The sequence below is a fragment of the Streptomyces sp. NPDC057424 genome, assembly GCF_042803315.1.
GTDB lineage: Bacteria > Actinomycetota > Actinomycetes > Streptomycetales > Streptomycetaceae > Streptomyces.
On record NZ_JBHVCP010000022.1, the window covers coordinates 104,948 to 111,781 of the forward strand.

The following is a 6,834-nucleotide window of genomic DNA, read 5'->3' on the forward strand; positions in this document are numbered from 1 at the left end:
TGCTCCAGGCCCTAGTATCGCCCATACCTAACAGGTATACATGGCCTCTGTTCCGGGCAAGGGTGCCCAGCGCCGGTGTACAGGGAGGAACCTATGCGGTGGATCCATGCCGCGGGTAGGGGCCTCCTCGTTCTCGTCGTGGTCCTGACCGGCTACGTCGCCGCCGGAGCACAGGCGGGCCAGCCCCCGGAGGGCGGCCGAGGCCCCCTCACCCTGGCCACCGCCGGAGACCTTACCGGCTACCTCGGCCCCCTGCTGGAGGGCTGGAATCGTACCCACCCCGGCGAGAAGGTCACCCTGGTCGAGCTGCCGGACTCGGCCGACGAGACCCAGGCCCAGATGGTCACCGACCTGCGCGACGGTGACCGCAGCCGGTTCGACGTCCTCAACATCGATGTCAACTGGACCCCGGAGTTCGCCGCGGCGGGCTGGATCAGGCCGCTGCCCCGGGACCGCTTCCCCCTGAGGACCTTCCTCCAGCCGGTCGTGGACACGGCGACCTATGACGGGCAGCTCTACGCCGTCCCGTACGTCACCAACGCCGGCCTGCTGCTCTACCGCAAGGACGTCCTCGCGAAGGAGGGCGTCGAGCCGCCGCGCACCTGGGCGGAGCTGGAGCGGTACGCGAAGACCATCGCCCCGAAGTACGGCCTCGACGGCTACGCCGGGCAGTTCCTGCCGTACGAGGGCCTCACCGTGAACGCGGCCGAGGCCGTCTACTCGGCGGGTGGCTCGATCCTCGGCGACGAGGGCGAGCGCGTCACCGTCGACTCGGCGGCGGCCCGCGAGGGCATCGGGTTCCTGGCGCGCGGGGTGCGCGAGGGCTGGATCCCCAGGGAAGCGCTGACGTACAAGGAGGAGGAGTCCAAACAGGCCTTCCAGGACGGCCGGCTGCTCTTCCTGCGGAACTGGCCGTACGCCTACGTCGGCGCCTCCGCACCCGGCTCGAAGGTCGCCGGGATGGTCGGCGCCGTGCCCCTGCCCGGGCCCGACGGGCCGGGGACGAGCGTCCTCGGCGGCTCCAACCTGGCCGTCAGCGCGCATGCGCGGCACCCCGACTCGGCGGCCCGCCTGATCGCGTACCTCACCAGTGAGCGCGTCCAGCGTCAGGTCCTCACCCGGGGTGCGCTGCCGCCCGTCCGGGCCGATCTCTACAAGGACGCCGAGCTCATCCGCAGGTTTCCGTACCTGCCGACGCTGCGGACGAGCGTGCTCGCGGCCGAGCCGCGTCCCAAGAGCCCGCGCTACGACCAGGTGAGCCTCGTCGTGCAGGCGGTCGTGCACGACGCGATGGCCGGGCACCAGACGCCCGCCGCTGCGGTGCGGCGGCTGGCGCGAGAGCTCGCGGCCATCTCGCGCGGTTAGCGCGCTCGGCGCCTCCCTCTACTTACTTGTTAGGTAACGCCGGGGTCTCATCTTGTTCGGCATCACCCGATAAGTGCCGATTTGGCCACCTCAACCCGTCGGTAGCTTCTGCCTTTTCATTGACACCCTCTCGACACGCCTACTTAACATGCATGCATAACCGCTGCCCTCCTCAGAGACAGGTCGATGGGTTGAACAGGCACCACTGGTGGCGTGACGCAGTGATCTATCAGGTGTACGTCCGCAGCTTCCTCGACAGCACCGGCGACGGCATCGGCGACCTCGCCGGTGTTCGCGCCGGACTGCCGTACCTCAAGAAGCTCGGCGTCGACGGGATCTGGCTGAGCCCCTTCTATCCCTCGCCGCAGCACGACCACGGCTACGACGTGGCCGACTACTGCGACGTCGACCCGCTCTTCGGCGACCTCGGCGAGTTCGACCAGCTGGTGGGGGCCGCGCGGCGGCTCGGCATCAAGGTGCTGCTCGACATCGTCCCGAACCACTGCTCCAGCGAGCACCCCTGGTTCCGCGAGGCGCTCACCGCGCCCGCCGGCAGCCCCGCCCGGGCCCGCTTCCACTTCGCCGACGGCCGCGGACCGGACGGCGCCGAGCCGCCCAACAACTGGCACTCCATGTTCGGCGGTCCCGCCTGGAGCCGGGTGACCGAGCCGGACGGGACGCCCGGCCAGTGGTACCTGCACATGTTCGCCCCCGAACAGCCCGACTGGAACTGGCGCAACCCCGAGATCGGCGCCGAGTTCGACCGGGTCCTGCGCTTCTGGCTGGACCGGGGCATCGACGGCTTCCGCATCGACGTCGCCGCCGGTCTCTACAAGCACCCGGAGCTGCCCGACTCCGACGACCCGGAGGCCGACGCCCGTACCCGCGACTCGGTCAACCCGCTCGCCTGGAACCAGCCCGAGGTGCACGAGGTGTGGCGGCGCTGGCGCTCCATATGCGAGGAGTACACCGAGCGCGACGGCTGCGAACGCCTCCTCGTCGGCGAGGTGTCCGTCCCGACCGCCCGCGAGCACGCGCAGTACGTCCGCTCCGACGAGCTGCACCAGGCCTTCTTCTTCGACCTGCTCAGCGCCTCCTGGGACGCCGACGCCTTCCGGAAGGTCATCGCCGAGGCCATACAGGACATCGCCGGGACCGGCTCGACCGTCACCTGGGTCCTCAACAACCACGACCAGGTCCGCACCGTCACCCGGTACGGCGAACCCGCCTCCGAGGGCGCCGGCGTCGGGGCCGCCCGCGCCCGCGCCGCCGCGTTGCTGATGCTGGCCCTGCCCGGCGCCGCGTACATCTACCAGGGCGAGGAGCTCGGCCTGCCCGAGGTCGTGGACCTGCCCGACGACGTGCTCACCGACCCGATCTTCCGCCGCACCGGCAGCCGGGCCCGCATCCGCGACGGCTGCCGGGTCCCGCTGCCCTGGTCGGGCCAGGCCTCGCCGTTCGGCTTCACGCCCGGTGTGGAGAGCGCCAAGCCGTGGCTGCCGCAGCCGGAGTACTTCGCCGAGTACGCCACCGACCGCGCCCTCGCCGACACCCGCTCCTTCTGGCACCTGTACCGCGACGGCCTGCAACTGCGCGCCGCCCTGCCCCAGTTGGGTGAGGGCACCCTGCGCTGGCTGGATGCCCCGCCCGGCGTCCTGGCCTTCGAACGCGGCGACCTGGTGTGCGCCGTCAACTTCGGTACCGCCCCCACCCCCGCGCCGGTCCCCGGCTCCCCCCTGCTCGCCAGCGGCCCCTGCCCGCCCGGAGTGCTCTCCGGCTCGACGGCCGCCTGGTGGATCCGTTCCTGACCGCCCTACAAGCGACATCCGCGCAAGCGAACTCCCCGCAAGCGAACCCTCCGAAGGGACATCAACGATGATGCGACGACGTACCACCCTGCTCACCGGCTGCACCGCCCTCGTCCTGGCGCTCGGCGCGACCGCATGCGGCGGCGGACCCGTCTCGGCCGGCGGCGGCGACAAGGCCCTCAGCGGCCAGTCGATCACCGTGGCCGGCGTCTGGTCCGGCACCGAGCAGAAGAACTTCCAGAAGGTGCTGGACGCCTTCACCGAGAAGACCGGCGCCAAGACGCAGTTCGTGTCCACCGGCGACAACGTCTCCACCGTCGTCGGCAGCAAGATCGAGGGCGGCAACGCCCCCGACGTCGTGATGGTCCCGCAGGTCGGCGTGCTCAAGCAGTTCGCGCAGCAGGGCTGGCTCAAGCCGCTCTCGAAGAAGACCGAGCAGGCCGTGGACGCCGACTACGCCCCCGTGTGGAAGAAGTACGGCAGCGTCGACGGCACCCTCTACGGCCTGTACTTCAAGGCGGCCCACAAGTCGACCGTCTGGTACAGCCCCGACGCCCTCGAGCAGGCCGGCGTGAAGCCCCCGAAGAGCTACGACGAGATGCTCGAGGCGGGGCGGACCGTGTCCGACTCCGGCCTGGCCGCGTTCTCCGTGGCGGGGCAGGACGGCTGGACCCTCACCGACTGGTTCGAGAACGTCTACCTCTCCCAGGCGGGCCCCGAGAAGTACGACGCCCTCGCCGCCCACAAGCTCAAGTGGACCGACGCGTCCGTCGTCGACGCCCTCACGACCCTCGGCAAGCTCTTCAAGGACAAGCAGCTCATCGCCGGCGGCCAGAAGGGCGCCCTGAACACCGACTTCCCCGGCTCGGTGGAGAAGGTGTTCGGCCCGGAGCCCGAGGCGGGCATGGTCTACGAGGGCGACTTCGTCGCCGGCGTCGCCAAGGACCAGTTCGGCAGGAAGGTCGGCCAGGACGCGAACTTCTTCCCGTTCCCGGCGGTCGGCGGCGGCGAGGCACCGGTCGTCAGCGGTGGTGACGCGGCCGTCGTCCTCAAGGACGGCAAGAACCAGAAGGCCGCCCAGGCCCTCCTGGAGTACCTCGCGACCCCCGAGGCCTCGGCCGTGTGGGCCGGGGCGGGCGGCTTCCTCTCCCCGAACAAGAAGCTCGACCTCGCCTCCTACGGCGACGACGTCACCCGCGCCACCGCCAAGTCCCTCGTCCAGGCCGGGGACTCGGTCCGCTTCGACATGTCCGACCAGGCCCCGGCGGCCTTCGGCGGCACCAAGGGCTCCGGCGAGTGGAAGCTGCTCCAGGACTTCCTGCGCGACCCGTCCGACCCGAAGGGCACCGCGGCGAAGCTCGAGGCCGCGGCGGCCAAGGCGTACCAGGACTGATACGCCATGACAGCGACCCTCGTGAAAGAGACGAGCTCCCCGCCGCCCGGCCCGGTCGCCGACCGCACCCGGCGACTGCGCCGGCGCGGGAAGATCATCGCCTTGCTGTTCGTGCTGCCCGCGCTGTTGCTGCTCGGCGCGCTCGTCGTCTACCCCGTGCTGTTCAGCATCGGCCGCAGCCTCTTCGACGCCTCCGGGACGACCTTCGTCGGCGGCGACAACTACGCCGAGATGTTCCGCGACCCGACGACCCTCAAGGCCGTTCGCAACACAGCCATCTGGGTCGTCATCGCCCCGGCCCTGCTCACCGGCCTCGGCCTCATCCTGGCCGTCCTGGTGGAGAAGGTCCGCTGGGCCACCGCCTTCAAGCTGCTTCTCTTCATGCCGATGGCGGTCTCCTTCCTCGCCGCCGGCATCATCTTCCGCCTCGCCTACGACGAGGACCCCGACAAGGGCGTCCTCAACGCCGCCGTGGTCTCCGTCCACGACGCCTTCAAGGAAGAGTCCTCGTATCCGACGGCCCGGGCGCGTGACGGGCAGGGCATGACGAAGGACAAGGACGGCTCGTACCGCACGAGCACGAGTGTGTCGCCCGGGGACGCGGTGGCGCTGGGCCTCGTCGGCGTGCAGCCCGGCGACCTGCCGGGCGGTGCGCAACCCGCGTACGCGGCGGCGGGACGGAAGGCCGCCGCCGACGAACTGCGCGGAGTCGTCTACCTGGACTTCACGCCCGGCGGGGGAGGGGAGCAGGGCAAGGTCGACCGGCGGGAGAGCGGACTGCCGCAGATGAAGGTCGAGGCGGTCCGCGACGGCAAGCAGGTCGCCTCGACGACCACGGCCGCCGACGGCTCCTTCCGCTTCGAGGGACTCCAACCGGGCTCCTACGAGGTGAGACTGCCGTCGTCCAACTTCGCCCAGCCCTACGACGGAGTCTCCTGGCTCGGGCCGGCGCTGGTCACCCCGGCGATCATCGGCGCCTACCTGTGGATCTGGACCGGCTTCGCCATGGTGCTGATCGGGGCGGGTCTGTCGACGCTGCCGCGGGACGCCCTGGAGGCCGCGCGGATGGACGGCGCGAACGAGTGGCAGATCTTCCGGCGGATCACGGTGCCGCTGCTGGCACCCGTCCTCTCGGTCGTGTTCATCACCCTCGTCATCAACGTGATGAAGGTCTTCGACCTCGTCTACATCATCGCGCCCGGGCCCGTGCAGGAGGACGCGACCGTCCTCGCGACACAGATGTGGCTGGTGTCGTTCGGCGGCGGCAACAACCAGGGGCTCGGCAGCGCGCTCGGCGTACTGCTCCTGCTGCTGGTCGTCCCGGCCATGGTGTTCAACGTCCGCCGTTTCCGAAGGAGTCAGCGATGAACGCGGTTCGGCGCGGGTTGGGCAACGGGGTCGTCCAGGCCTTCCTCGTCATTGTGGGCCTCGTCTGGATGACGCCCCTGGCCGGGCTGTTCCTGTCCTCGCTGCGGTCCGCCGAGGACACGGCGAAGGGCGGCTGGTGGACGGTGTTCTCCAGCCCCGGGCAGCTGTCCCTCGACAACTACTCGTCGCTGCTGGGGAACGCCGGGATCACGCAGGCGTTCTGGAACACGGTGCTGATATCGGTGCCGACGACGGTGCTGGTCGTGGTCGTCGCGGCGCTCGCCGGGTACGCCTTCGCCTGGCTGGACTTCCCCGGGCGGGAGGCGATCTTCCTCGTCGTGGTCGCGCTGCTGGTGGTACCCGTGCAGATCGGTCTGCTGCCGGTCGCCAAACTCTTCGGGCAGCTGGGCCTGTTCGGCACGATCCCCGGCGTCGTCCTCTTCCACGTGGCCTACGGTCTGCCGTTCGCGGTGTTCCTGCTCCGCAACTACTTTGCCGAGATGCCGAAGGAGATGCTGGAGGCGGCGCGCATGGACGGCGGCAGCGAGTGGCGCATCTTCATACGCCTGGTCCTGCCCGTCGGACGGCCGGCGATCGCCTCCCTGGCCATCTTCCAGTTCCTGTGGGTGTGGAACGACATGCTGGTGGCACTGCTGTTCGCGGACAGTGCTTCTCAGCCGCTGACCGTGCAACTCCAGTCCCAGATACGCCAGTTCGGGAGCAACATCGACGTCCTGGCACCGGGGGCGTTCGTGTCCCTGGTCGTCCCCGTCGTCGTGTTCTTCGCATTCCAGAGGCACTTCGTGCAGGGCGTGATGGCGGGCTCGGTCAAGTAGCCGCCGCACCTGCACGAACAGAGGGCTCCGCCCCTGAACCCCCGGACACAGGCGGGGGTTCAGG

Annotated in this window: 5 protein-coding genes; all 5 read left to right on the top strand. The window is 70.1% G+C overall.

Annotated elements, in window-relative coordinates; translation table 11 throughout:
- Positions 1-93 precede the first annotated feature (93 nt).
- The 5 genes from ACFU3E_RS19560 to ACFU3E_RS19580 all read left to right on the top strand — a co-directional run bounded on the left by ACFU3E_RS19560 (position 94) and on the right by ACFU3E_RS19580 (position 6,770).
- Positions 94-1,365, top strand: coding sequence for an ABC transporter substrate-binding protein (locus ACFU3E_RS19560; protein WP_384159388.1), 1,272 nt, complete (start codon positions 94-96; stop codon positions 1,363-1,365).
- 152 nt (positions 1,366-1,517) lie between these two features.
- A complete protein-coding gene (locus ACFU3E_RS19565; protein ID WP_384159391.1) occupies positions 1,518-3,173 on the top strand; it encodes a glycoside hydrolase family 13 protein in 1,656 nt (551 codons plus the stop codon).
- 67 nt (positions 3,174-3,240) lie between these two features.
- Positions 3,241-4,566 (top strand): ABC transporter substrate-binding protein, encoded by a 1,326-nt coding sequence (locus tag ACFU3E_RS19570; RefSeq protein WP_384159394.1) that lies wholly within the window; start codon positions 3,241-3,243, stop codon positions 4,564-4,566.
- A 6-nt stretch (positions 4,567-4,572) separates the two neighbouring features.
- Entirely contained in the window at positions 4,573-5,934 is a 1,362-nt protein-coding gene (locus ACFU3E_RS19575) for an ABC transporter permease subunit (protein ID WP_384159397.1), read from the top strand.
- The gene (locus ACFU3E_RS19580) at positions 5,931-6,770 is read left to right on the top strand and encodes a carbohydrate ABC transporter permease (protein ID WP_384159400.1); all 840 of its coding nucleotides are present in this window, start codon (positions 5,931-5,933) and stop codon (positions 6,768-6,770) included. The genes ACFU3E_RS19575 and ACFU3E_RS19580 overlap by 4 nt, the downstream gene beginning before the upstream one ends.
- Positions 6,771-6,834: the final 64 nt, after the last annotated feature.